22 protein-coding genes are annotated in these 24332 nt (G+C 54.5%); 13 read left to right on the top strand and 9 right to left on the bottom strand.

The genetic code is table 11. The annotated features are described in order from the left end of the window. Positions 1-2 precede the first annotated feature (2 nt). Complete coding sequence (locus ACOSDM_RS01500; protein WP_420722700.1) at positions 3-608, bottom strand: PadR family transcriptional regulator; 606 nt, start codon at positions 606-608, stop codon at positions 3-5. A gap of 183 nt (positions 609-791) precedes the next feature. Between ACOSDM_RS01500 and ACOSDM_RS01495 the strand changes: the two genes are divergently transcribed. The 8 genes from ACOSDM_RS01495 to ACOSDM_RS01460 all read left to right on the top strand — a co-directional run bounded on the left by ACOSDM_RS01495 (position 792) and on the right by ACOSDM_RS01460 (position 6688). Continuing rightward, positions 792-1436, top strand: coding sequence for a LysE family translocator (locus ACOSDM_RS01495; RefSeq protein ID WP_420722699.1), 645 nt, complete (start codon positions 792-794; stop codon positions 1434-1436). A gap of 262 nt (positions 1437-1698) precedes the next feature. After that, complete coding sequence (locus ACOSDM_RS01490) at positions 1699-2013, top strand: hypothetical protein (RefSeq protein WP_420722698.1); 315 nt, start codon at positions 1699-1701, stop codon at positions 2011-2013. An 87-nt stretch (positions 2014-2100) separates the two neighbouring features. Then, positions 2101-2523 (top strand): HPr kinase/phosphorylase, encoded by a 423-nt coding sequence (locus ACOSDM_RS01485; RefSeq protein ID WP_420722697.1) that lies wholly within the window; start codon positions 2101-2103, stop codon positions 2521-2523. Further along, entirely contained in the window at positions 2520-3479 is a 960-nt protein-coding gene (rapZ, locus tag ACOSDM_RS01480) for an RNase adapter RapZ (protein ID WP_420722696.1), read from the top strand. Before ACOSDM_RS01485 ends, rapZ begins: the two co-directional genes overlap by 4 nt. A 3-nt stretch (positions 3480-3482) precedes the next feature. Then, positions 3483-3878: a PTS sugar transporter subunit IIA gene (locus tag ACOSDM_RS01475; protein ID WP_420722695.1), complete on the top strand. Its 396-nt coding sequence runs from the start codon at positions 3483-3485 to the stop codon at positions 3876-3878. Next, entirely contained in the window at positions 3875-4144 is a 270-nt protein-coding gene (locus ACOSDM_RS01470) for an HPr family phosphocarrier protein (protein WP_420722694.1), read from the top strand. The genes ACOSDM_RS01475 and ACOSDM_RS01470 overlap by 4 nt, the downstream gene beginning before the upstream one ends. Positions 4145-4150: 6 nt before the next feature. After that, positions 4151-5914 carry a phosphoenolpyruvate--protein phosphotransferase gene (ptsP, locus tag ACOSDM_RS01465; RefSeq protein WP_420722693.1) on the top strand — a complete coding sequence of 588 codons (1764 nt, stop codon included), beginning with the start codon at positions 4151-4153 and terminating at the stop codon, positions 5912-5914. A gap of 225 nt (positions 5915-6139) precedes the next feature. Further along, positions 6140-6688 carry a hypothetical protein gene (locus ACOSDM_RS01460; RefSeq protein WP_420722692.1) on the top strand — a complete coding sequence of 183 codons (549 nt, stop codon included), beginning with the start codon at positions 6140-6142 and terminating at the stop codon, positions 6686-6688. Between the two features lie 129 nt (positions 6689-6817). On the opposite strand, the gene ACOSDM_RS01455 is transcribed toward ACOSDM_RS01460, so the two are convergent. The 3 genes from ACOSDM_RS01455 to ACOSDM_RS01445 all read right to left on the bottom strand — a co-directional run bounded on the left by ACOSDM_RS01455 (position 6818) and on the right by ACOSDM_RS01445 (position 12984). Continuing rightward, positions 6818-11710: an NAD-glutamate dehydrogenase gene (locus ACOSDM_RS01455; RefSeq protein ID WP_420722691.1), complete on the bottom strand. Its 4893-nt coding sequence runs from the start codon at positions 11708-11710 to the stop codon at positions 6818-6820. Positions 11711-11950: 240 nt separating this feature from the next. After that, the gene (locus tag ACOSDM_RS01450; RefSeq protein ID WP_420722690.1) at positions 11951-12457 is read right to left on the bottom strand and encodes an Hpt domain-containing protein; all 507 of its coding nucleotides are present in this window, start codon (positions 12455-12457) and stop codon (positions 11951-11953) included. A gap of 11 nt (positions 12458-12468) precedes the next feature. After that, positions 12469-12984 (bottom strand): response regulator, encoded by a 516-nt coding sequence (locus ACOSDM_RS01445; protein WP_420722689.1) that lies wholly within the window; start codon positions 12982-12984, stop codon positions 12469-12471. A gap of 147 nt (positions 12985-13131) precedes the next feature. Between ACOSDM_RS01445 and ACOSDM_RS01440 the strand changes: the two genes are divergently transcribed. After that, complete coding sequence (locus ACOSDM_RS01440; RefSeq protein WP_420722688.1) at positions 13132-13533, top strand: DUF2306 domain-containing protein; 402 nt, start codon at positions 13132-13134, stop codon at positions 13531-13533. A 1-nt stretch (position 13534) separates the two neighbouring features. On the opposite strand, the gene ACOSDM_RS01435 is transcribed toward ACOSDM_RS01440, so the two are convergent. The 3 genes from ACOSDM_RS01435 to ACOSDM_RS01425 form a co-directional block, all read right to left on the bottom strand. Beyond that, a complete protein-coding gene (locus ACOSDM_RS01435) occupies positions 13535-13930 on the bottom strand; it encodes a response regulator (RefSeq protein ID WP_420722687.1) in 396 nt (131 codons plus the stop codon). A 15-nt stretch (positions 13931-13945) separates the two neighbouring features. Beyond that, positions 13946-17017, bottom strand: coding sequence for an ATP-binding protein (locus ACOSDM_RS01430; protein WP_420722686.1), 3072 nt, complete (start codon positions 17015-17017; stop codon positions 13946-13948). Positions 17018-17160: 143 nt separating this feature from the next. Continuing rightward, positions 17161-17628, bottom strand: a complete 468-nt coding sequence (locus ACOSDM_RS01425) for a MarR family winged helix-turn-helix transcriptional regulator (RefSeq protein WP_420722685.1) — start codon at positions 17626-17628, stop codon at positions 17161-17163. 130 nt (positions 17629-17758) lie between these two features. Between ACOSDM_RS01425 and ACOSDM_RS01420 the strand changes: the two genes are divergently transcribed. From ACOSDM_RS01420 to ACOSDM_RS01405, 4 genes are read left to right on the top strand one after another with little or no spacing between them, the layout of a single operon-like run. Further along, positions 17759-18457, top strand: a complete 699-nt coding sequence (locus ACOSDM_RS01420; RefSeq protein WP_420722684.1) for a fumarylacetoacetate hydrolase family protein — start codon at positions 17759-17761, stop codon at positions 18455-18457. Then, the gene (gene maiA, locus ACOSDM_RS01415; protein ID WP_420722683.1) at positions 18454-19095 is read left to right on the top strand and encodes a maleylacetoacetate isomerase; all 642 of its coding nucleotides are present in this window, start codon (positions 18454-18456) and stop codon (positions 19093-19095) included. The genes ACOSDM_RS01420 and maiA overlap by 4 nt, the downstream gene beginning before the upstream one ends. A 29-nt stretch (positions 19096-19124) precedes the next feature. Further along, on the top strand, positions 19125-20333 hold the full coding sequence (locus tag ACOSDM_RS01410) for a 3-hydroxybenzoate 6-monooxygenase (protein WP_420722682.1): 1209 nt from the start codon (positions 19125-19127) through the stop codon (positions 20331-20333). 44 nt (positions 20334-20377) lie between these two features. After that, positions 20378-21157, top strand: a complete 780-nt coding sequence (locus ACOSDM_RS01405) for an MBL fold metallo-hydrolase (protein ID WP_420722681.1) — start codon at positions 20378-20380, stop codon at positions 21155-21157. A 1-nt stretch (position 21158) separates the two neighbouring features. Here ACOSDM_RS01405 and ACOSDM_RS01400 read toward each other — a convergent pair whose 3' ends face one another. Both ACOSDM_RS01400 and ACOSDM_RS01395 read right to left on the bottom strand, forming a co-directional pair. Beyond that, positions 21159-22178, bottom strand: coding sequence for an agmatine deiminase family protein (locus tag ACOSDM_RS01400; RefSeq protein ID WP_420722680.1), 1020 nt, complete (start codon positions 22176-22178; stop codon positions 21159-21161). A gap of 40 nt (positions 22179-22218) precedes the next feature. Next, positions 22219-24327 carry a dipeptide ABC transporter ATP-binding protein gene (locus ACOSDM_RS01395; RefSeq protein WP_420722679.1) on the bottom strand — a complete coding sequence of 703 codons (2109 nt, stop codon included), beginning with the start codon at positions 24325-24327 and terminating at the stop codon, positions 22219-22221. Positions 24328-24332: the final 5 nt, after the last annotated feature.

Raw genomic sequence — 24332 nt, 5'->3', positions numbered from 1 at the left:
CATCACAACCGCTCAATCCGCTGGGCTGTTTCGTCCAAGATCCCCGCGACCGTATGCAGCATGTCTTTATCCACATCATCATTGCCCAGTCGGGATCGTATGACGCGTCGCAAATTTTCTATGGCCCGGCGCACCGGCCCGCCATCCATCCGTTGATGGGTTTCTCGCATCGCAGACATACGGGCAATGATCCCGTCAATTTCCTTTACACTGGCTGTGATTTCCACCGTCCCCTGATCGGTCAGGGAAAATGCCTTGCGAGATCCCTCGGACTCCACTTCAGAAATCAGGTCCATTTCCTGCAACAAAGTCAGAGTTGGATAGACCATACCAGGGCTGGGCGCATAAGCCCCGCCCGTCATGGCCTCAATCTCGCGGATCAAGTCATAGCCATGGCGCGGAGTTTCCGACAACAGCTTCATCAGCAACAGGCGTAATTCGCCCGAATCAATGACCCGATGGCGACCATGGCGACGTTGATGTCCACCACCATGGTCGCGCTCATGATGATCTTTGCCAATAAAGTCATTGTCGTGGGCACCATGCCCTCTTCCGCGGCCAGATCGTCCACCTGGATGACGGGATCGCCCTTCAATAGGATTATTCATTTTTCTCTCCAATCTATTTTAGATAAGTTAAGATATATCATGAGTCTTTTAAAATACAAGAAACGTCGAGCAGAATTTTTGATTCAAGCATCACAAATGGCACTCTGCATCCGGTGAAAATTGCTCTTGCGCTGGGTGGAATGCCTGCTCAGGATGCGTCAGAAACATCGATAGGGTTCTGCTATGTCAAACTGGGATTTGTTGTTGCCGTTCCTTGCCGCCACTGTGGTTTTTGCGCTTATTCCCGGACCGGCACTGCTCTATACCGCCGCCCAGACATTAGCGCATGGTCGACGCGGGGGATTTATGGCGGCATTGGGTTTGCAAATCGGGGGATTGTTCCACGTTGCCGCCGCCGCATTGGGATTATCAGCCCTGCTGGCCGTGGTGCCGACGCTCTACACCGCGTTGAAGATCGTGGGGGCATTGTACCTTGTCTATATGGGGATATCGATTATCCGCACCAGACTTGCCACAGAAGAGGGCAATCCAGGAACCCTGAACGGCAAACTCCGGAAGCAGGGACGCTCCGCCTTTATACAAAGCATGTCGGTGGAGATGTTGAACCCCAAGACGGCCATGTTCTTTGTTGCCTTCCTGCCACAATTTGCAGACCCCAGTGCCAGTTTCCCGATCTGGCTTCAGATGTTGATCCTTGGGATTATTGTGAACCTGGCTGTCACCTTTGCGGATGTCGCCGCCGTCTTTCTGACCAACGCGGTAATGGCAGGCCTGCGCAAGGGACGGCACACGATGCGCATCGCCCGATGGGCCGGGGGGTCCATTCTGATTGGGTTGGGAGTCAATCTAGCGATCACGCAACGGTGAAGATTTGCCCTTAAAATGCCTTAATTGAACCTCTACAAAACCCTGTTTGCCACCCAATATCTAAACTGCTGAGACCTCCCCTCTCACCGGGGCGCCCCCAAACTGCCCCGGGACGACCTTCAACAGGTCGTTGCAACCGCGATAGACGGCCGTCGATACCCCCCCATCGGCGGCCGTCGTTTTTTGTGGTATCCCTTATTTACATTCGCTATCCAAGTGGCGTGATCCAATAAACCCCGACAGTGTGACGGCAGAATGATCAATGCGCCATATTAAGCCCCAGGATTATACCGGAACGCGCCCCTGGGATGCGCTGGATATCGAAACAATCGATACCGCCACCATTCGGCTGCATTGGACGGACCAGGCCTATATCTGGCATGTCAATGACGGGCCGGAGGTTTTCGTGTTGCTGGACGGGTCTCTGCGCATGCATTTCCGCCATCCCGATGGCCGGGAAGACAGCCTGATGATGGAACCCGGCGACATTGTGCATTGCCAGGCTGGAGATGCCCACAAGGCGGAACCCTTAACCGCCTGTCGCATTCTGGTGGCGGAACGTGCAGGGTCAATTTAACCTAAAATGACTGCACAGCCTCGCCATCTTGATTGACAGGTACCACGCTGCACCGCACGCTAATTCTGGATGGGAGTGACAGGGACCATGGGACTGGTGCACGGGACAACAATCGCCATCGATGGATGCGGCATTTTGCTGCGCGGCGCATCGGGTGCGGGAAAATCTGACCTGGCTCTGCGCCTGATTGATGCGGGCGCCGAACTGGTTGCAGATGATCAAACTGCGCTGACTGTCGATAAGGGCATTCTATACGCCCAGGCGCCAGATCAATTACGTGGACTGCTGGAAGTCCGGGGTATTGGCATAATGACCCTGCCCTATCGCAATCGCTGTGCCTTGGCCCTGCTGGCCGATCTGACATCTGGTCCGATTGATCGGCTGCCGAGCCCTGACCAGGATATTATTGAGGGGGTGAGCCTGCCCTGCCTGACAATTAACCCTTTTGAGATCTCTGCACCCATCAAGCTGAAACTTGCCTTGCACCATGGCTTTGGGGTGCCGGCATGACTGAGACGCCCTCTGCGAACGCCAATAATCGGGCTGATCTTGTGCTGGTAACCGGCATGTCGGGGGCAGGACGCTCCACGGCCCTGGCGGTGCTGGAGGATTTGGGGTTTGACGCGGTTGATAACCTGCCGCTCAGCCTGCTGCCACGCCTGGCCCAGTCGATACGCGAGAATCCCAGCGCCTCACCGGTCGCAATTGGGGTTGATATCCGCAATCGAGATTTCGGCATTGCCAGCCTTCAGGCGGAAATTGATACATTAAAGATGGCCGACGGCCTGAAGGTTACAACCCTGTTTCTGGATTGCAGCGACGATGAATTGCTGCGGCGCTTCACCGAAACCCGCCGCCGCCATCCCCTGGCTGCGGATCGCCCGGTCGCTGACGGCATTCGCATGGAACGGGAGGCGATCCTGCCTCTGGCGTCCCATGCCGATATGATGATCGATTCCACAGGGCTGACCGTGTGGGATTTCAAACAGCGGATGACATCCCTGTTTGCCGATGGCAGCCCAGTTGGGGCGGCGATCACGGTGATGTCCTTTTCCTTTCGCCGGGGTGTCCCCAGAGAGGCCGATATGGTTCTGGATGTGCGGTTTCTGAAAAACCCGCATTATGAGCCGACATTGCGGGATTTGACCGGCCTGGACCCAAAAGTGGGCGCGGCGATTGAAGCCGATCCAGATTGTGCGGGTTTCCAAAAGGACCTGCAGACATTATTGACCCGCGTGCTGCCGCGCCAGGAAGCCGAAGGAAAAAGTTATCTAACGATTGCATTTGGCTGTACAGGGGGCAAACATCGGTCTGTCTATATGGCAGAACAGCTTGCAGACTGGCTGACACAGCAAGGACGACCGGCCTACCGCTTTCACAGGGATATGCCAGCAAATGCCGACGGTGAAACCCCAACGGCACAGATAAACCACACTACGGATCAAAACGGGGCGAAAAAGGGATAACGCATGATTGGATTGGTCTTGGTCACCCATGGGGGGCTCGCGCGGGAATTCGTGTCGGCCATGGAACATGTTGTCGGGGCGCAACAGAACGTCACGGCCATTTGTATCGGCCCCGACGATGACATGGAACGCCGCCGGGTCGATATCCTGGAAGCGGTTAAAGCAGTCGATACCGGAGAGGGTGTCGTCGTCCTGACCGATATGTTTGGGGGCACACCGTCTAATCTGGCGATTTCGATCATGGATCAGGCCAAGGTTGAGGTTATTGCGGGCCTGAACCTGCCGATGCTGATCAAATTGGCGAAGGTGCGCCAGACGGAAAGCCTGGAGGCGGCGGTCGAACAAGCCCAGGATGCCGGCACGAAATACATAAACGTCGCCAGCAAGCTGCTGGGATGAGCGATGCCACATTAACGATTTGCAACAAGCGTGGCTTGCATGCCCGCGCTGCTGCAAAATTTGTGCAGACCGCGGAACGATTCGATGCCCATATCGAGGTATCCAAGGACGGTCAGACCGTAACGGGGACGTCCATCATGGGCCTTATGATGCTAGCCGCATCCAAAGGAACAACGATTAGCATCCGTGTCTCCGGTCCGGAGGCGAAAGCGGCAATGGATGAAATCACCGCCCTGGTCAATGCCGGCTTTTACGAGGAGACCTGACCTGCAATGTCGGTGAAAATGCCGCAGCATATTCTGACCGGAGTTGGGGTTTCCCCCGGTGTCGCCTTTGGGTTTGCGGCACAGATCGATGCGACGGGGATGGCTGTTTCCGAACACAGGATCATGGATGCCGACATTCCAGACGAGGTTGAACGGCTGGAAAAAGCGGTTCGCAAGAGCCGTCGGCAAATTTTGGCTTTGAAGAGAATACGTGGGCGCGTCACGGACAACACGGCCGAGGGATTGAATGAAATTCTGGAAGCCCATGTCCAGATGCTGCAAAACTCGCGCCTTGTGCGGGGGGCGCGGCAGCGTATCGAATCCGACCGCCTGAACGCCGCTGCCGCTATGAAAGCCGAAAGTGATGCGGTGATAACCGGGTTTCAGGCGATGGATAATCCCTATATCGCCGCCCGGGCGGAGGATGTGCGAGAAGTATCCCATCGGGTGCTGCGCAACCTGATGGATGTGCCCAAGAATGCCTATGCCGCCGCCGAGAAGGGTGCGATCATGCTGGCGGAATCGATCAGCCCTGCTGATACCGCCCTGATGGATCCAACCCGGATCAATGGCTTCGCCGCAGAGCAGGGCGGCGCGCAGGGTCATACCGCCATCATGGCGCGGTCCCTTGGAATCCCAGCCGTCCTTGGGCTGGCCGGTGCAGCCTCTGTCCCTGCCGGCACACCTGTGATCCTGGATGGCGGCGAAGGGGTCGTGATTGCCAACCCCACGCCAGATACCGAGGCGCGCTATCGTCAGAAACGCGCGAAACAGCTGCGCGAGCAACAGCGTCTGGAAACCCTGATCGGGGAAAGTGCCGCAACACGCGATGCGGTTATCATCTCTCTGGAGGCCAATCTGGAATTACCCCGGGAAGGGATCATCGCCCACCGACTGGGTGCAGATGGCATTGGCCTGTTTCGTACAGAATTCATGTTCATGAACCGCACCCTGCCCCCCAGCGAAGACGAACAGTTTGAAAGTCTTGCCACCGTCATTCGCGCCATGGCGGGCCGCCCCGTTACCATTCGCACGATGGATGTAGGGGGGGAAAAGCTGGCCTATTCCCTGGGGGATGATCTTACCCCATCGCCCAATCCGGCACTGGGCCTTCGCGCCATCCGCCTGTCCCTGAAACGCCCAAGACTATTGGAAACACAGCTTTGCGCCATTCTGCGCGCAGGGGCATTGGGTCCGGTTCGCATCCTGCTGCCAATGATCACAACAGCCGGTGAAGTTCGCACCGTTCGTGATATTTTGCACCGCATGGTCAAGCGCCTGAAACGTCGGGGCGTCGCTATCGCTGATCCGGTGCCACCACTTGGGGTGATGATTGAGGTGCCCGGCGCCGCCCTGGCCGCTGACTCCCTGGCGCAAGCCGCAGATTTCTTTGCCATTGGGACAAATGATCTGACGCAATATACGCTGGCCATCGACCGCACCGATGATCAGGTCGCGCATTTGTACAACCCGCTGCATCCCGGCGTTTTGCGACTGATGGATTTTGCCATTCAGGCCGCATTGCGCGCGCGCATCCCGGTATCAGTTTGTGGGGAAATAGCGGGCGACCCGAAGTTCACCGCCCTTCTGATCGGCCTTGGCGTGCGGGATTTGTCGATGGCGACGACAAGCCTGCTGCAAGTAAAAAATCGGGTTCGGCAGATTGAATTCACCGCAGCGGCTGCCCGCGCCCGCATGATTATGGAAAGCCATGACAGCGGTCGAATTCGCATGTTGCTGGAAGATTTGAACGGCATCGCACAGGGTTAGAATCGACCTTCGACTCCGGTCTGGTTGATTGTATCGAATATGACAATTCTGATAACCCAACCAACCCCTTGCGCCGAAAGGCCAAAAAAACTGGCCTTGATTTCTTTTCAAAGCGCTGGATACTGTGGCCACATTAAGGCAGCGTTCAATCTGAGTTGTGACGCGATCTAAGACTCATGGGCAGGGAGAGTGCATCCGATGCATGGTTTCAAGCAAGTTTTCAATGTGAGAAAATTCGTCAAGTCATGCATGGTCGCAACGGTATTTGCGGCGTCTTTTTCCGTCTCAGGCATTGCACAGGCCTGCCTTAGCACGGTCGCCCCGAAACACACATTGGCCCTGTCGGTGCGGACCTTACAGTCGGATATGATGGTTGCCGCTCTGTCTTGTAACGAGCGCGATCACTACAATGCCTTTGCGATCCGGTTTCGCCCGGAAATACAAAAACAAGGCGGCGCGCTGAAGAGCTACTTCAAGAGCCTGCACGGCCAGAATGCGACACGGGAAATCAACGCTTATGTGACGGATCTGGCAAATTATGCGGCCGTCCGCCATGCTGAGAACCGCAAGTCCTTCTGTGGCGGCGCAGCCAGCGCTTTCACGGCTCTGTTGGGAGATCCAAACTCGGATATTTACAAAATCGCGCTGGCATATTCGATGCGCGTCTCTCCATCCCTGAAACAGGAAATCGTTCTGGCCGCTGCCAGCGGTGGCTGTGATGTTATCGCCCGGGGCGATATGGTCGCTGCAGACGGCATCACGATTCTGAAATAATCCCCCACGAACAGTTTCCGCCGAAACACAGAAGCCGCCTGGACCCATTGGTTCCGGCGGCTTCTTCATTTTTGAATTGGATTTTGGGGGGAGTTGGCTTCTCCCCCCAGATCGATTTTACGTGCTTCGTCAGGAGGCTGTCAGATTACGCAGTTCGCGGTTCAGCACCGCCAGCATCGCCAGATCCAACTGTGGCAGGCTGTGCAGTTCCAACAGCAATGTGTCCAGCCGTTCTACCGTATCATTCCGCCGCGCGGACCATTTATCAACAGCGTCGACACCGGCCCCTTCCCTGGCAAGAACGCGGGACGTAATTTCCGACTGCAGGCCCCACAGATCATCAATAATCGCCCCCAGCGCCAAACGGTGCCATTGATTGTCCGACGGAATTCGATTTGCCGCAGACCGCAGCCAATCCAACCCGAACCGGGATCCGACGGTTGAATAAACCCGGCCCACATCCACGACCGGCGCATCGGCCTGACCGGCAAGGCGCACAACATCGCAGGATGAAGACAAGACCTTTAGTTGCGCAACCGACAAGGCCAGATCATCCGGCACACCGTTCTTCTGGAACCGTTCCAGACGTGCGGCTACATCATCCTTCGCAAATTTGGACAGGATTGTATCCAGATTCTCCTTCAACGTGGTCACACCGGGACGATAGGTCTCAATACTGGACTTCATATCAATGGGATGATCGCTGTTGCGCAGGAACCATTCTGTCATCCGTTCAATGGTGCGTTCCGTTTCCCGCAACATGCGGATCTGGATCTTGGCATCGGTCTTATTGTCCAGTGCCTCAATTGCAGCCCAGATGCCGCGAAGGCTGAAAACCTCCCGAACAACGGTATAGGCACGGGCGATTTCGGATTCGAACCGACCTGTGCGCTGATGCATTTCACTGACAAAGGCGGGGCCGGTCCGGTTGATCATGGAATTCGTCACCGCGGTTGCGATGATTTCCCGTCGCAGACGATGGTTCTGAATTGCATCGGGATAGTGTTCCTGCAGCGCTGTCGGGAAATAGCGGAACAAATCCGCCTCCAGCATCGGATCGTCCGGCAAATCGGAATCCAGCAATTCGCGATAGGTGATGTTCTTTGCATAGGCCAGGATCACAGCCAGTTCCGGGCGGCACAGTCCTTCTTTCTTCTGCATCCGCTCTGCAATGTCTTCATCATCGGGCAGGAATTCCAGTCGGCGGTTCAAATCCCCGGCCCGTTCCATCGCCCGGATCAAACGCTGGTGACGATCCAAAAGCGTTTCCGCTTGAGACAGTTCCACCGACAGCGATTGAGTCTGCTGGTAATTATCACGCAGCACCAGGGCGGAAACTTCGTCGGTCATTTTTTCCAACAGCGTATTGCGCTGCTTTTCCGTCATATCCCCGCGCTGGACGACATCCCCCAACAGAATCTTGATATTCACCTCGTGGTCGGAACAATCCACACCGGCAGAGTTATCAATGGCATCGGTGTTAATCCGCCCACCCAACTGCGCAAACTGAATACGGGATCGGTGGGTCACGCCCAGATTGGCTCCTTCGCCAATGACCTTTGCGTGCACTTCATCGGCATCAACCCGCAGTGCATCATTGGCGCGATCCCCGACATCCGCGTTGCTTTCATCGGTATGTTTCACATAGGTCCCGATACCGCCGAACCACAACAGGTCCACTGGCATCCGCAGCGCCGCCTTAATCAATTGCGCTGGTGGCATCGTATCTTCCGTCACCTCCAGCATTGCCTTCATTTCCGGCGTTAATTTAATCGACTTGGCGGAACGATCAAAAATGCCCCCTCCTTTGGAGATCAGAGAGGTGTCATAATCCGCCCACCCTTTCACCGCATCAAACAAACGTTTGCGCTCAACGAAGGTCTTCTTTGGATCTGGAGTCGGATCAATGAAGATATGCAGATGGTTAAAGGCGACCTTCAGGCAGATATGCTCACTGAGGATCATGCCATTGCCAAAGACGTCGCCGCCCATATCTCCGATCCCAACAACACTGAAATCCTGGGTCTGGGTATCGTGACCAAATTCCCGGAAATGGCGCTTAACCGCTTCCCAACCGCCTTTAGCCGTAATGCCCATCTTTTTATGGTCATAGCCAGCCGACCCGCCCGATGCAAAGGCGTCCCCCAGCCAGAAACCATATTGTTGCGATATCGCATTGGCAAAATCTGAGAATGTCGCCGTGCCCTTGTCTGCCGCGACCACCAGATACGGGTCATCCTGGTCATGGCGCACGACATGCGCCGGCGGGACGACTTCACCCGTCACCAGATTATCGGTAATGTCCAACATGCCGGAAATGAAGGTCTGGTAACAGGTAATGCCTTCCTGCAGATATGCCTGTCGATCGGAAGGGGGCGGTGCCTTCTTCAGCACGAAACCACCCTTGGACCCGACGGGCACGATAACAGCATTCTTTACCTGCTGCGCCTTCACCAGGCCCAAGACCTCTGTGCGAAAATCTTCACGCCGGTCGGACCATCGCAGCCCGCCACGTGCAACAAGACCAAAGCGCAAATGCACAGCCTCAAACCGGGGGCTATAGACGAAAATTTCCCGCAACGGCGCAGGCTGAGGGATTTCCAGAATATCCCGGCTGGCGAATTTCAAAGACACATAGGACTTTGGCCGCCCATCGGGTCCAGGCTGATAAAAATTCGTGCGTAGAGTGACCTGGACCATATTCAGGAAACGGCGGATGATCCGATCCTCGTCCAGATTGCTGACATCTTCCAGCGCCGCTTCGATCTGTGCAACATATCCTGCGCACACACCCTCGCGATCCCCTGAGAAATTCGGATCAAAACGGGTTGTGAACAGTTTCGCCAGATTGCGAACAATGTCGGGATTCTTCGCCAGGGTTTCGGCCATATAGTCCTGAGAGAAGGGAATACCGGCCTGACGCAGATATTTTGAATAGGCACGGCTGATCACCACATCCCGCCATGCCAGTCCGGCAGCCAGGACCAATCGATTAAAGCCATCGCTTTCGACTTCACCCGACAGGACCTGCAGGAAGCTGTCGTGGAAAACCTCGCGAACGCTGGCAAAGTCGATGTCGCGCCCGTCTTTACTTTCCAGAGCGAAATCGTGGAGATACAGGCTGTCCTCTGCATCACTCTCATCGGAGTCAGTCGTGTGGTCTGTGACCAGTCGACCGGGGACATTCTTTGACCCCGCCGGATGGATTTCATACAGCAATTCTTCCATCACCATGACACCCATATTCTCCAGCATGGGCATCACCGCCGAGAGAACCAGCGGTTTATTGGGGCTGTAGATCTTAAAGCGCAGTTGGTTCGCGCCAGCCTCAATCGGATGATACAGATTGACCTGCGGATTGTTGGTGGCAAGCGCCCGTTCGACATTCTCCAAGTCGTAACAGGCTGTTTGAACATTAAACACTTCGGCATAGGCATGGGGGAAGGCTTCGCGATAGCGATGGAACAGACCCATGCCACGTTCTTCACCCAGATTCTCCACCAGGGCCTGCTGTAGACGATCTTCCCAGGTGCGGGTCACATCAGCCAGATGCTCTTCCAACTCCTTCCGGTCGATGTCAGGCACATCACCGGGTTGGGTCTTGACGATGAATTGCACACGAGTAAGCGGTTCATCGGTCATGAAGGTATAATGCGCGGAAATATGGCCCTTGAATTCCTTGGCCAATTGCCGGCCGATCAGTTTGCGCAGGGATGAAGAGAAGCGGTCCCGGGGCACATAGACCAGGGCGGAGATATAGCGCTGGAACGGGTCTGGACGCAGAAACACAGCAATCCGCTGGCGTTCCTGCAGAAACAGAATGCCCCGCGAAATATCGCTCAACAGATCTACGGAAATCTGAAACAGCTCATCACGTGGATAGCTTTCCAGGACATGGGTCAGCGCCTTTGACGAATGGCCGCCGGGTTCAAAACCAGAGGCTTCAATCACCGCATTGACTTTTTGACGCAACAGCGGGATTTCGCGCGGCGATTGGTTATAGGCGACAGAGGTCAACAGACCGATGAACAGATGTTCCCCGACCACGGCTCCGTCCGCGTCAAACTTCTTGATCGCGATCGTATCCATATGGACACGACGATGAACGGTAGAGCGATTATTGGCTTTGGTGATACGGACCAGATCCGGCGCACGCATCTGTGCCTGAATCTGGGCCGGCAGAGCCCCCAGATTGCGCAACCCATCGAAAACAAGGCGTTGCGGGTCCTTCAGGATTCCCAGTCCGCTGTCTTGTACGATGTCCAGGCGCGCCTTTTTCCCGGTGCCGTGATAGTCGATTTCACGGTAGCCCATGAACGTAAAATGGTCATCATGCAGCCATTTCAGGAAGGATGCCGTCTCTGACACCAGGGTTTTATCCATGCCCTTTGGCGGCGTCTTGCTAAGTTGTTTTTCGATCTTCAGGGTCTGCGCCCGCATGTCACGCCAATCCGTGACCGTGGCGCGAACATCTTCCAGGATCGCCAGTATCCCATTCTCAATCGCTTTGAGGACCTCCGGACTGGATTGTTCATCAACTTCGATATGCATGAAGCTTTCGCGCGGAAAGTCTTCTGTTTTGGCCGATTTCGACGGGAAATTCTGGGCCTTGCCTTTTGAATCCCGGTCGACGCCAAAGACCGGGTGAACAACCAGATGCACCGTATACATCTGGCGCGTCAGTTCCATTGTCACACTGTCCACAAGAAACGGCATGTCGTCATTGACGATTTCAATCACCGTATGGGTCGCATGCCATCCGTGTTTTTCAAATCGCGGATTATAGGCGCGTATGCAAGGTTTCCCGGAAGGTCGCTCCTGACCAAATGTCCACATGGAGATCGCGGCACCATACAGATCTTCAGGTTCGCGGTTACAAATGTCTTCCGGTGGGACATTGCGGTAATAGTGTGTGGTGAAGACATGGGCGGGTTCGCGTTGCTCCTTCTTGATGCGATCATCAATCAGGGCGTGTACCTTTTCCAATAGTTCCTGTTTCCGAACGTCGATCCGATCAGCCATAACAAATCCCCCGCATGGTTCCATTCGCACTGTCCGCTGTAAGGAGAAGGGTGACTATCCCCCCACCCAAGCGCGTGACGTATTTTCATTCTCAATAGCTTAGACCTAAAACGCTAAGACGCAAATCCCGTCTGGACCGAACCGATCCAGAACCAAATCCGCATACAGGTTCTTAACGGTGAATTGTTACCGTTCATGTGGCATCCACATAGCTTTGAAAATTTGATTTAGACGCCCAGGTCAAATCAGTTCGCGACGAACGACTTCTTCCAATGCCGTTGCAACAGATACGGAAACCGCATCCCCTTCCTTTGCCTTGCGCTCTTTCAAGACGATACGCAGGGCCTGGATATGTTGTTCTATCAAAGACGGCTTTATCGGACGGTTTGGATTTCGTTCAATCATGTAAGAACAAAATGAACTGCCGATCCGGGTGATCAATGGAAAGCCCAAGGTCGTCCCCTGGCCCCGCAGATTGTGTACCCGACGGAACAGTTTGTTTAAGGTTTCTTCATCTTGTGATTTCTTGTAGCTGGACATAAGGGCATCCAATTCGTCCAATTCTTCCCCCAGTATGCCCTCAAATTCCTGAACCACCGCGGCAACGGCCTTGTCTGCACGTCGCATTGCCTCGTCGACAGAAGGCCCGCCGACGGCAGGAACCTTTTTGGCCAGCGATGTCGGCGTGAAAAACTCCGCCTTCTCTTTAGTCTTAGATTGTTTCGGCTCTTCCCCGTCAGCGGTCATGGCCTTTTCTTTCATCCAAGATCTGCATAATCTTCAGGGGCTCGTCGTTCTGCCCCCGAATAGCTTTCATTCGCAGCCCGGCGCCGATCCGGTCCAAAATAATCCCGCCCTACCCGCACAAAGGGGCGTGGGCGTTCCACCAATGCGACAAGGCGCGCATGCAGCGCCTTTGCAGAAACCGGCTTAGACAGAAACTCGGTGATACCAAAATCCCGCGCAGCGATGACGCGGCGCATTTCCGCATATCCTGTCAGCATAATGACATTCACATAGGGATCCGGGCTTTTGGGGTCATTACGCAACAAGTTAACCAATTCAGGCCCCTCGCCCCCATCCATATCCCAGTCGGAAATCACGACATCGGGATTATAGCGACAGGCCGCTTCGAACCCGTCGCGCCCGGACGTCGCGGAAAACACGGACCCGATCCCCAAGGCTTCCAATATATTAGAAACAACGCGGATCATGAACTGGCTGTCATCAACCACAAGCACCCGCAAATTGCGAAAATCATAGTTCTTGGCCACCGTGAAATCCCCCATTGACCCTGCTGAACGTCGCATCTTAGTGTGCGCGGATCAGGTTTCATGCAAACATGCATGTTTCGTATATAATACGCCCTTAAGGGAGCCCTGCAAACGGTTTAGTCTTCCCCGAATTAAAGGTGAAGCGACATGACGTTAACCCCCCTTTGGAATGATGGGATCATCATCTCAATCCATGCTATAGTAGCGATAGGCGCCCTGGTGCTGGGCGCATTTCAATTCATTTTGCCAAAGGGTACATCGACCCATCGCGGGATAGGAACCTTATGGGTGTCCCTGATGGCGATCGTTGCCGTAAGCAGCTTCTGGATACATGAGTTCAAGGTCTTTGGGCCGTTCAGCGCCATTCACCTTCTATCGATTATTGTGCTTTTCTATTTGTTCAGCGGAATCAGGGCCGCAAGACGGGGCGAAATTACAAAACACAAACACCAGATGACTCAGCTATACCTTTTAGCGCTGTTGATCACCGGGGCATTTACCCTGTTGCCGGGGCGCACAATGCACGCAGTAATATTCGGCGCCAGTTAGCCTACCGCGACAGCACGGCTTCAATCCGGTCTTTCAACGCATTCAAAGAAACAGGTTTGACCAGATACCCATCGACCCGCAAATCCTTGGCGGCAATAACCGTCGTACTGTCAGTATCTCCCGTTAGAAAAATAACCGGCTGGGCCGCATATTTCGGTTGGCTCAATGCCCGCAACTTTCGCAAAAAGGTGATGCCATCCACCGGTTCCATGTGAATATCGCACAAGATGACATCGGGCTGAACGCGCAGCAATGTCTTGAACCCTTCGGCCCCATCGGCTGCTTCATCAATCAGGCGATAGCCGATTTGACGCAACAATCGGCAGATGATTTTCCGAATGTGGATTTCATCTTCAATCACCAGAATCCGCGTTGTCTCATAATTAATTTCCGCCATGTTTAATCTCCCCAGCTACATAGCAAGAATCCTTGGTAGGATCGCATTAAACTCATCCAAAGAATCCGTCAGCACTTCTGCAAGCATACCGGCCATATCCATATCCCCCTCGTCCAGGGCATCCTGTATATCACTTGCCAATCGTCCCAATCTCTTTGCCCCAACGGACAGGGCCGCGCCCTTCAGGGCATGGGCCGCATGACGTGCCGCGGGCTGATCCCCCGCCGCTATAGCAGCCTCAATTTCCTCAATACGCCCACGCCATCCCTGTGCCGCATCCTTGATCAGGGCTTTTGCATCGGCATCAATGCTGCCAAACGCTTCTGTCATCTGCGTTGCGTCAAAGATCTCAGTATCCCAATCGGGACCAGCCGCTTCCGGCGGGTCAACAGGGTCCGGTGTCGCCATTACCTGGGTTTTTCGCAATGACAAGGCCTGGGGCAAAAATTCAGCCAGCGCTGCGCCTAATTTACGACTGTCGATCGGTTTGGTGAAGAACCCATCCATACCCGCGTCGCGACAAGCCTGTTCTGCGCCTGCCAAGGCATCCGCCGTCAGGGCCAAAATGGGCAAGTGCCGCCCTGTACCCATTTCCTGCGCGCGAACCGCACGACTGAGCTCAAACCCATCCATGACGGGCATGTTAAAATCAGTCAATAACAGGCCATAGCCAGGCCGCGCCAGCATATCCAGCGCCACTTGCCCATTTTCCGCCAGTTCACAGGCAAATCCCATTTTGCTGAGCATCTGACGGATGACGATTTGATTGGTTTCATTATCTTCCGCCACCAGAATCAGCGCGTTTTCACGGCGCGCATCCTCCACATCTGGGGGTCCAAAGGCGAGATCTTCTCGTTCCAGAAGAACTTCTGCCGCCTCAAGCCCAAGCGCGACGGCAACCACATGCCATAAGGGTTCCCGTGACAGTGGATAGGTCATTACACCGGACAATCTGGCCCGATCTGTCGCCGATAACTCCGCAATTGCACTGCGGGAACCGACTACAGCGATAGCAGCACTGACATCTGGCAATGGATAGGATGCATCAAGGATCAAAAGATCCGACGTCGCATCGATATCCCCTAGGCCCTTTGCAACCGTAACCTTTGTAACGTCTGTGGCATGCAGATAGCGCGTTGCGATATCGATTACCCGGTCCGGCAGACCAAGCAGACAAACACGGGCCGCTGACAAATCCGCAGGATATCGCAGGGCTTCATCTCCCTGCGGTGACAAGGGTAAATCGAACGTGAAGGTCGACCCTTCCCCAATGGCGCTGGTAACAAAGATATCTCCGCCCATCAGGGTGCACAGCCGTTGACAGATGGACAGCCCCAGACCGGTTCCACCGAATTTGCGGGATGTTGATGTATCTGCCTGCACAAAGGCCTGAAACAATTTGCCCTGCTGCTCTGGTGTCAGCCCGATCCCGGTGTCATGCACCTGAAACCGCAACCAGTCACCATCCTGCCCCCCTTCAGTCTCCGGTCTTTGGCCAACCACAATTTCTACGGAACCAGACTCCGTAAACTTAACGGCATTGCCCCCCAGATTCAGAAGAACCTGACGGATGCGCGTTGGATCTCCCAACCGGTGATCCACCAGTGCCGGGTCTATTTCTACAGCGAAAGCCAGGCCCCGCTCATCCGCGCGGGGGGCCAGAAGTTCGGCGCATCCATCAACCACTTCCGACAGGGAAAACGGGATCGTTTCAATTTCGATCTTTCCGGCCTCAATCTTGGAAAAATCCAGGATATCATTGATGATCGTCAGCAGGGCCATTGCAGAATTATTGATAATGCCCGCCATACGCCGTTGTTCCGTATCCAGGCGCGTCAACGTCAATAACTCTGCCATAGAGACAACGCCATTCATTGGCGTTCGAATTTCATGGCTCATCGTTGCCAGGAATGTTGATTTTGCCTTTGTCGCCGCCTCTGCAATTTCCTTCGCGTCGATCAGTTCCGCCTCGGCGCGTTCACGGGCCAATACCTCCACCCGCAGTTTCACGGCATACAGGCCAACAATGCCGAAAATCAAAATCGCGCTGAACAGCAGGATCACATTTCGCTGCATCCCGGCTTCCGCATCGGCCAATACGACATCAAGATCCCTGGCGATAAAGATATTCAGGGGCATCGCTTTGGCAGGGTCCAGAACGGCCTTGATCGCGATAAAGGACCGCTTATCCAGAGACAGCGGCACCACCTGACCGGGCGTTGTGACGGTTCGTTGTACGGTGCCTTCAAAACTGGTCGGTACACTGTAACGGGCAAAAAAGGTGGCGGTATCCCGCCTCATTTCTTCCGCCTGCTCCACAAAATCGGGATGGCCCAGCATTTTGTTTCCCAAATCGGTCGCAAACACAAGATTACCAATGCCAGCCAGATCGTCCGCAGTCTGCAGCATTGTCCGCGACAATGTATTTAACGACAGATCAATTCCCAACACCCCCCATAAAGCGCCGGTATCGTCGAAAAGCGGTTGGGCATAGGTAACGCCGATTTGGCCGCTGGATGCGAATACATAGGATTCCGTCCATACCGGCCCATTCGCTTCTAACGCGCTGGTGTACCACGGACGGGTGCGGGGATCGAAAGGTTCACTGCGTGTCTTGTCGTAAGCCCATTTCCGACTTACCGGGTTGTACAGTTCCCAATGCCCCTCTGGCTGATTTATCGGATCCCCGATTGTCCGCCGATGGATCGCAATTTTTTCCATATTCCGGGCACCCGACAATGTCAGGTTCTGGATATGAAAGAACCGCCCATCTGGAAATCCGATAAAGGCGCCGTTGAGATGTTCAAACTGGCGCACAGGTCCGGTTGTTAAGCTAAAGAACGAGTCAGCATTTCCGGCTGGATCTTCACGCCAAATTCCAGAATCAACAATCGTTCGCGACAAGACCAGGGCTGGCTCAAAAATATCATTCAAAGCACGGACAAAGGCATCCGCAGAAACATGTAGCTCTTTCGATGCCTGAGTGAAAAGGCTTTCTTTTTCATACTGATACGTGAAGTAGGAAACCAACCCACCCGCAATCAGAATCAAGCATCCCAGGGACAACAATATCGGCCGGCTGCTCATGCTTTTATTCAATTTCATAAATATGTTTTCTTTTCTGGATCAATCCACAACCACAGCAAGTTTAGCCACTTCATTTGTATCGCACTACAACTCTTTCGTCGGTACGTTAGATTCTTAATTCTGCGCCCTGATTGTCGATTTTGTTAAAGGGACTGAATATCAATAAAGGGGGCACGGCTGCGTTGGTTGCCTGCCTGCGTCGCTTTACTTAACAAAGCGATTAATTGAGACCGCTCCCCAGCGTCCAATCCGTCCAGCATGGCTGATTGAATTTCGGAAACCACCGGCTCCGCCAGGTCTGAAAGACGCCGCCCAGCCTGTGTCGCTGTCAATGCCCGGGCACGTCGATCCTGGGCCTTAGGAATACGTTTAACCAAAGCCTTACGCTCCAGTCGATCGACAACGCCCCCAATTGTCGCACGATCATAAGCAATTGCCCCGGCCAGGGTGGCTTGATCGATACCGGGATTGCGAAGAATCGTCTTAAGGGCGGCATACTGCACCGGGGTTAAATCAATCCCGGCTGCCTGGGTCATTTCAGCAAAAACCGACTGGGAAATCTGGTGCAACCTGCGGATCAAATGTCCCGGCATATTGGTAATATCTGCCATGGTATCTCCTGTCTTCCCGGAAAAGGACATACTTCGCTTACATTCTTATTTGACAGTATACTTATTAAATTAGAGAGTACACTTACATTTTATCCATCGGCACGCATCAAAACGATCAGGAGCCATTATCGTGAGCCTATTGTTTAGCATTGAAAATGAATTCTCTGTCCCCGTGGAACAGGAAACTGCGCATTATCCGGTTGGCCGGATATTCTGCGTTGGGCGCAATTATGCAGCCCATGCCGCGGAAATGGGCGTCGAAGTAGATCGGGAAGCGCCGTTCTATTTTATCAAACCTTCCTCTGCCATTGTAATGTCCGGTGCGACCGTGCCCTATCCTCCAGGTACGGAAAACTACCATTACGAAATGGAATTGGTGGTCGCAATTGGCGCGCCTGCCTTTCGGGCCCGTGTCGCCGATGCCGGAAAGGCCGTTTATGGCTATGCCGCCGGCCTGGATATGACACGCCGGGACCTGCAACTGGCCGCGCGGGCAAAACAGCGCCCATGGGATCTGGGCAAGGCCTTTGAGCAATCTGCCATCATCGCGCCAATGAAGAAGGCCACAGACTATGTCGCCGATCTGGCACCCCAGCGCATCACGCTGGCAGTGAATGGAGAGACTAAGCAGGAAGCCACCCTGGGTGATTTGATCCATTCGGTCCCGGAGCTGATCGCGGACCTATCGAAATACTATCATCTGATCCCCGGGGATCTGATCTATACTGGCACGCCCGCAGGTGTGGGGCCTGTCGTGCCTGGCGACAAAATCCATGGGGTTGTAGACGGCTTGCAGCCGGTTGACCTGACTGTTGGAGACCCGGAATGAAGTATTACGGATATTTCAGAAGCTCCGCCGCCTTCCGCCTGAGGATTGCTTTTAATCTGAAAAGCCTGTCGCCGGAGATGATTCCCATTCATTTGACGCGCAATGGTGGGGAGCAGAAAACGGATGCATTTCGCGAGATCAATCCCCAGGCCATGGTGCCAGCATTGGAGACGGATGGCACCATCCTGACCCAGTCCATGGCCATTCTGGAATGGTTGGAAGAAACCCACCCCCAACCACCGATCCTGCCCAACGATCCGATCCAGCGCGCCAAGGTTCGGGGTTTTGCACAGGTTATCGCCTGCGATATTCACCCCCTGCAAAACCTTCGGGTGCTGAGCTATTTACGGCAGGATTTAAAGCTGGACGAAGACGGTGTAATGGCCTGGATCCATCGTTGGCTGACCGACGGGTTGATGGCCTGCGAACAGCTGCTGGCTGATCAACCAGAAACGCGGTTCTGCTTTGGCGATGCGCCCGGTCTGGCGGATATCTGCCTGGCACCACAATTGTTTTCCGCCGCCCGCTTTAAGGTGGATCTGACAGATATGCCCCGTTTGCGCGCCATTCAAACACAGATGGACACCCATCCGGCCTTTAAGGCGGCGCAACCTGGCGCACAGCCAGACGCAGAATAACCGACAATCCGTTCTGGGAGGAACGCGAAATGACAGAGACAACGCGCATTCTGATCGCAGGCGGCGGCATTGGTGGTTTGGCCCTTGCCAGCGGCTTGGCGCAGAAAGGCATTCCATCCCTGGTCCTGGAACGGTCCGCCAAATTGGGGGAAATCGGGGCAGGTATCCAGCTTGGCCCGAATGCCTTTCACGCATTCGATTATCTGGGGGTCGGTGACACGGCGCGCAGTATGGCCGTTTATGTGGATAATCTGCGCCTGATGGATGCCATGAGCGGCGATCAGATCTGTCAGATCCCTCTGGATGAAGGGTTTCGAAAACGGTTTAAGAATCCCTATGCGGTCGTTCATCGCGGCGATTTGCATGGTGTTTTCCTGAAGGCCTGTCAGGATCATCCGCTAGTCGAATTGCGCACCAGCAGTGAAGTCGTGGATTATGATCAGGATGGCACCACGGCAACGGCAATCCTGGCCGATGGATCCCGGGTGACAGGGACGGCGTTGATTGGTGCAGACGGATTATGGTCTAAAATCCGCAAGAAGCTGGCTGCCGACGGCCCGCCGCGCGTTTCCGGCCACACAACGTACCGTTCTGTTATTCCAACAGACCAGATGCCCGAAGAGCTGCGTTGGAATGCAGCGACACTGTGGGCCGGACCGAAATGCCATATCGTGCATTACCCGCTATCAGGCTGGAAGGTCTTCAATCTGGTCGTCACCTATCACAATGATGCCCCGGAACCTGTTGCCGGCCTGCCCGTTACCCATGAGGAAGTCCGGCGCGGTTTTGAACATATCCATCCCCTGCCCCGCGAGATTATAGAACGGGGCAAGGATTGGAAGTTATGGGTCCTGTGTGATCGCGACCCAATCACCAATTGGGTAGATGGGCGTGTGGCCTTGTTGGGAGATGCGGCCCATCCGATGATGCAATATTTCGCCCAGGGCGCTTGCATGGCGATGGAAGATGCCGTTTGCCTGACCGCACAACTAGAGGCCCTATCCGGCAATGTGGAACGCGCCCTTGCGGCCTATCAGAACCGTCGCCTGTTGCGCACGGCGCGGGTGCAACTGCAATCACGTGCCATCGGAGACCATATCTATCATCCTGACGGGGCCCATGCGGCCCTGCGCAACGCGATCATGCGCGCCAAATCCACCGAAGATTGGTATGATGAGATTGAATGGATTTATGGGGGCAGTGGATTGAGCGAAGCCGCCAGCATTGATCCAACCTGAAATTGATCCAACCTGGAATCAATCTGGCCCAACCGGAGGACAGCATGGCCCTGAAGATCGCCGATCATTGGTTTGAACGCAAAACAATCGATGACGCGATTACCTTGCTTTGGGAACCTTATGTCGACCCGCTGATCCGCTGTAACATCTGGCATGTGCGCGGGCGGGATTTTGACCTTATGATCGATACCGGCCTTGGCATTGCCAGCCTGGCAGAGGCCGCACAGGACCTTCTGGAAAAGCCTGTCAAAGCCGTGGCAACACATACCCATTACGACCATGTCGGCGGACACCACGAATTTCAGGAATGCATCGTGCATAAGCTGGAGGAGGCGTCCCTGCGTAATGAGGATAAGAGCAACTTTGCGGGGCTGACCAAAGACACAATAGACCCCTATGTCGCAGAGAAGATCGAAGCGTCCGGCTATAAGTTAAAAGATGTTCTGGTTACCGCGATCCCGAAAAAGGGGTTCAATCTGGAAGACTATGAGTTGAAGGGCGTCCAGAACAAAATCACCACGGTTGAAGCGGGCGATGTCATCGATCTGGGCGATCGGCAGTTTGAAATCCTGCACCTGCCGGGCCATTCTCCAGGCAGCATTGGCTTATGGGAGGCGAAGAGCGGCACCCTGTTTTCTGGCGATGCGATCTATGATGGTCCGCTGATCGAAACCCTGCCCGGGGCAGACTTGGACCAATACATCGCGACCCTTAGGACACTGATGGATATTCCAGCAACCGTTGTTCATGCCGGTCACGACCCCAGCTTTGGCCGTGACACGCTGCAACAGATTGCCCGCAAATATCTGACTATGTGGGTCTGATCTAGGCGCGCGGCACCTGTTGGGTGATGCAATGAATACCACCCCCGCCCGTCGCTAAGGCATCAACCGACACGGCCACAATTTCGCGACCAAACATTACATCCTCGAAAACCTCGCGGGCGACATCATCGGCGGGAATGCCATATCGGGGCATGATGAAACCACCATTGGCGATATAGCCATTCACATAGGATCGGCAGAATTTATCGCTGTCCGATTCTGCCTCCAATGCTTCCGGGATCAGGGTCATATGGATTGAACGGCCCTGCGCATCCGTTTGCCCATCCAGTGCGGCAATGTTGGCGCGTTTAATCTCCCCCCAGGGATCGCCCGGCTCGTCCCCATCTTCTATCAGGACCTGGCCCGGCGCGACAAACATCGCAATGCCATCAATATGGCCATTTGTTTCTGTCTCTAACTCATTGCCCGGCAGCCAAATAACTTTCTTCACCCCCAGCATGGCTTTCAGTTCCGCCTCAATCTCATCGCGCGACCAATCCGGATTGCGGTTTGAATTGGGGAAACAGGTCTCGGTGGTCAGCAAGGTGCCTTCCCCATCGACGCAAACACCCCCACCTTCCGCAATCAGTTTGGAATGAAACTGCCGCGCGCCAGTCTTGGACAGCACGAATTCCGAAAACGCATTATCTGCATCATACGGGTGATAGGTTTCCCCCCAGGCATTGAAGGTAAAATTAACCCCCGCACGATTGCCTTTGCCATCGACCAAAAAACAGGGGCCTGCATCCCGCGCCCAGGAATCATCAATGGGTATTTCCGCCAAGGTGATATCGCTGCCAAGGCGATTTCGGGCATCTTTCACAGTGCCTGGCGGAACGGCCATGGTGACAGGTTCGAACCGTGCAATCGCATGAGCAATTGCAACATAATCCTGCTTTACCGCCTCAATATCGCTCCAAACTTCCTGGCGGCAGGGCCACATCATCCAACAGCCATCATGCGGTGCCCATTCAGCCGGCATATAAAACCCGCATTCCGCTGGAGTTTCAGCCTGTGTCACGGGATCAACACCCTTTGTCATTCTATCTATGAACGTCGAATTACGCGCTTGGTTGGCTTGAAGGTTTTGCCTTATCAGTCCGCTTTGAATTGACCACGATGACGGGTTCCATCTTGTCAAAGATTTCCTGCGCCAGATGACACTTTACATAATGCCCATCGCCCAGTTTCACCTGTTTCGGAACCTCAGTGTTACACCGATCATTCGGAACTGAGTCTCGGCGTTGGCATCGCGTGACGAAAGGACAGCCCTTTGGCGGATTCAAGGCAGACGGAATGTCGCCTTCCAGAACAATGCGACGTTTTTCAACCGATGTGTCTGCAATCGGCACAGCCGACAACAGGGCTTCCGTATAGGGATGATAGGGCGGGCTGAACACCTGTTCAGTCGACCCCGATTCAACGATATGACCCAGATACATAACCACAACACGGTCGGCCAAATAGCGAACCACAGACATATCATGACTGATGAACAGCATCGTCGTGCGGGACTGGCGCTGAATATCCATCAGCAATTCAGTCACCGCGGCCTGAACGGAAACGTCCAGTGCAGAAACCGGCTCATCCGCAACAACAACTTCCGGTTCGCCAGCAAAGGCCCGGGCAATCCCAATACGCTGTTTCTGACCACCCGATAACTGTCGCGGCATGCGTGTCGCGAATTCACGCGGCAACTTTACCAGATCCAGCAATTCCAGCATGCGCTCCTGTCGCGCCGCGGTATTCTCCCCAATATTAAACTTCTCCAGAGTACGAACAATCTGACCACCTACCGATTGGCTGGGATTGAGCGTATCGAACGGATTCTGGAAAATCATTTGAATTGACGCAACCGTGCGGCTGGTGCGCTGGTTGACAGCGACCCTGCCGATTTCCTGACCGCTGAGCAGCGCATCACCCGCAGTGGAGGTTTCCAAACCCAGAAGGATCTTGGCCAGCGTGGATTTCCCGCATCCGGATTCCCCAACGATGGCGACAGTTTCCGCCTCGCGTGCGTCCAATGAGATATCCTCATTGGCCTTAACCGTCAGATTTCGATTGCCGCCAAAGATCGAACCGCCGCCGACTTCATACCATTTCTTCAATTTCCGTACGTCCAGAACGACGTCACCGGATTTCACTGGTTCAGAAATAACATGTTCAACAGGCGGTGCTTCCCAATCGATCTCCTTGATCCGCTCGCATCTGCTGAAATGGCGATCATCCTCAGAAACCACAGACATATGAACATCACCGATGTCGCATATATCCGCCTTGAAATGATCACAGCGCGGTCCGAAATTGCACCCGCGTGGGCGCTGATGCGGCAGCGGCAACTGCCCGCGTATCGGCACCAATGGCCGCTGATTCTTATCAGCACCGGGCAACGGAATCGAATTCAACAACCCCTTGGTATAGGGATGGCGCATCTCATCAAACACACCTTTGATTGAGCCTGTTTCCACAGCCTCCCCGGAATACATAACCGTGATGCGGTCACAGGTATCCAGGATCAGCCCCAGATTATGGGACACGAAAATCATCGAAGTCCCGTAATTTTCCGCCAGTTCTTTGACCAATTCAACGATACCGGCTTCGACGGTGACATCCAGGGCCGTGGTTGGCTCATCCAACAGCAACAGTGACGGCTTGGACAACAGACCCATGGCGATCACCACACGTTGCTGCTGCCCCCCTGATAGCTGGTGCGGATAGGCATTGAACACACGTTGAGGATCGGGAAGCTTCACCGCCCCCAAAATTTCAATTACCATTTCCGCCGCTTCAGATTGGGACTTGCCCTCGTGAAGCATTGGCACTTCCATCAACTGTCGACCGATCTTCATGGCCGGGTTCAATGACGCCATCGGCTCCTGATAGATCATCGCGATCTCGTTGCCACGCAAATGGCGATATTCCTCATCCGAAATCTGGGTCAGGTCCTTGCCTTTGAACTTTATAGAGCCGCTCATAATACGACCGTTCTTGCCCAGATCCCCCATGATTCCCAAGGAAACGGTAGACTTACCGCAACCAGATTCTCCCACCAGTCCCATGGTTTCACCCGGCATCACAGTGCAGGAAAAATCCATAACGGCTGGAATTTCCCCAGCCCGGGTGAAGAACGAAATGTTCAGGTCTTTGATCTCCAGAATAGGCTCTACCATGGTGA

Source organism: Hwanghaeella sp. LZ110, assembly GCF_048892525.1.
Classification (GTDB): domain Bacteria; phylum Pseudomonadota; class Alphaproteobacteria; order UBA8366; family Aestuariispiraceae; genus Pacificispira.
Note: the sequence above shows the minus strand (reverse complement) of the source record. Positions and strands in the feature narration are given on the sequence as shown.

Coding starts and splice junctions, on each gene's coding strand:
- ACOSDM_RS01395 (WP_420722679.1), bottom strand. CDS start 24,327: ATGGTAGAGCCTATTCTGGAGATCAAAGACCTGAACATTTCGTTCTTC.
- ACOSDM_RS01440 (WP_420722688.1), top strand. CDS start 13,132: ATGACGTTAACCCCCCTTTGGAATGATGGGATCATCATCTCAATCCAT.
- ACOSDM_RS01410 (WP_420722682.1), top strand. CDS start 19,125: ATGACAGAGACAACGCGCATTCTGATCGCAGGCGGCGGCATTGGTGGT.
- ACOSDM_RS01485 (WP_420722697.1), top strand. CDS start 2,101: ATGGGACTGGTGCACGGGACAACAATCGCCATCGATGGATGCGGCATT.
- ACOSDM_RS01405 (WP_420722681.1), top strand. CDS start 20,378: ATGGCCCTGAAGATCGCCGATCATTGGTTTGAACGCAAAACAATCGAT.
- ACOSDM_RS01435 (WP_420722687.1), bottom strand. CDS start 13,930: ATGGCGGAAATTAATTATGAGACAACGCGGATTCTGGTGATTGAAGAT.
- rapZ (WP_420722696.1), top strand. CDS start 2,520: ATGACTGAGACGCCCTCTGCGAACGCCAATAATCGGGCTGATCTTGTG.
- ACOSDM_RS01430 (WP_420722686.1), bottom strand. CDS start 17,017: ATGAGCAGCCGGCCGATATTGTTGTCCCTGGGATGCTTGATTCTGATT.
- ptsP (WP_420722693.1), top strand. CDS start 4,151: ATGTCGGTGAAAATGCCGCAGCATATTCTGACCGGAGTTGGGGTTTCC.
- ACOSDM_RS01450 (WP_420722690.1), bottom strand. CDS start 12,457: ATGACCGCTGACGGGGAAGAGCCGAAACAATCTAAGACTAAAGAGAAG.
- ACOSDM_RS01495 (WP_420722699.1), top strand. CDS start 792: ATGTCAAACTGGGATTTGTTGTTGCCGTTCCTTGCCGCCACTGTGGTT.
- ACOSDM_RS01475 (WP_420722695.1), top strand. CDS start 3,483: ATGATTGGATTGGTCTTGGTCACCCATGGGGGGCTCGCGCGGGAATTC.
- ACOSDM_RS01455 (WP_420722691.1), bottom strand. CDS start 11,710: ATGGCTGATCGGATCGACGTTCGGAAACAGGAACTATTGGAAAAGGTA.
- ACOSDM_RS01500 (WP_420722700.1), bottom strand. CDS start 608: ATGAATAATCCTATTGAAGGGCGATCCCGTCATCCAGGTGGACGATCT.
- ACOSDM_RS01490 (WP_420722698.1), top strand. CDS start 1,699: ATGCGCCATATTAAGCCCCAGGATTATACCGGAACGCGCCCCTGGGAT.
- ACOSDM_RS01470 (WP_420722694.1), top strand. CDS start 3,875: ATGAGCGATGCCACATTAACGATTTGCAACAAGCGTGGCTTGCATGCC.
- ACOSDM_RS01425 (WP_420722685.1), bottom strand. CDS start 17,628: ATGGCAGATATTACCAATATGCCGGGACATTTGATCCGCAGGTTGCAC.
- maiA (WP_420722683.1), top strand. CDS start 18,454: ATGAAGTATTACGGATATTTCAGAAGCTCCGCCGCCTTCCGCCTGAGG.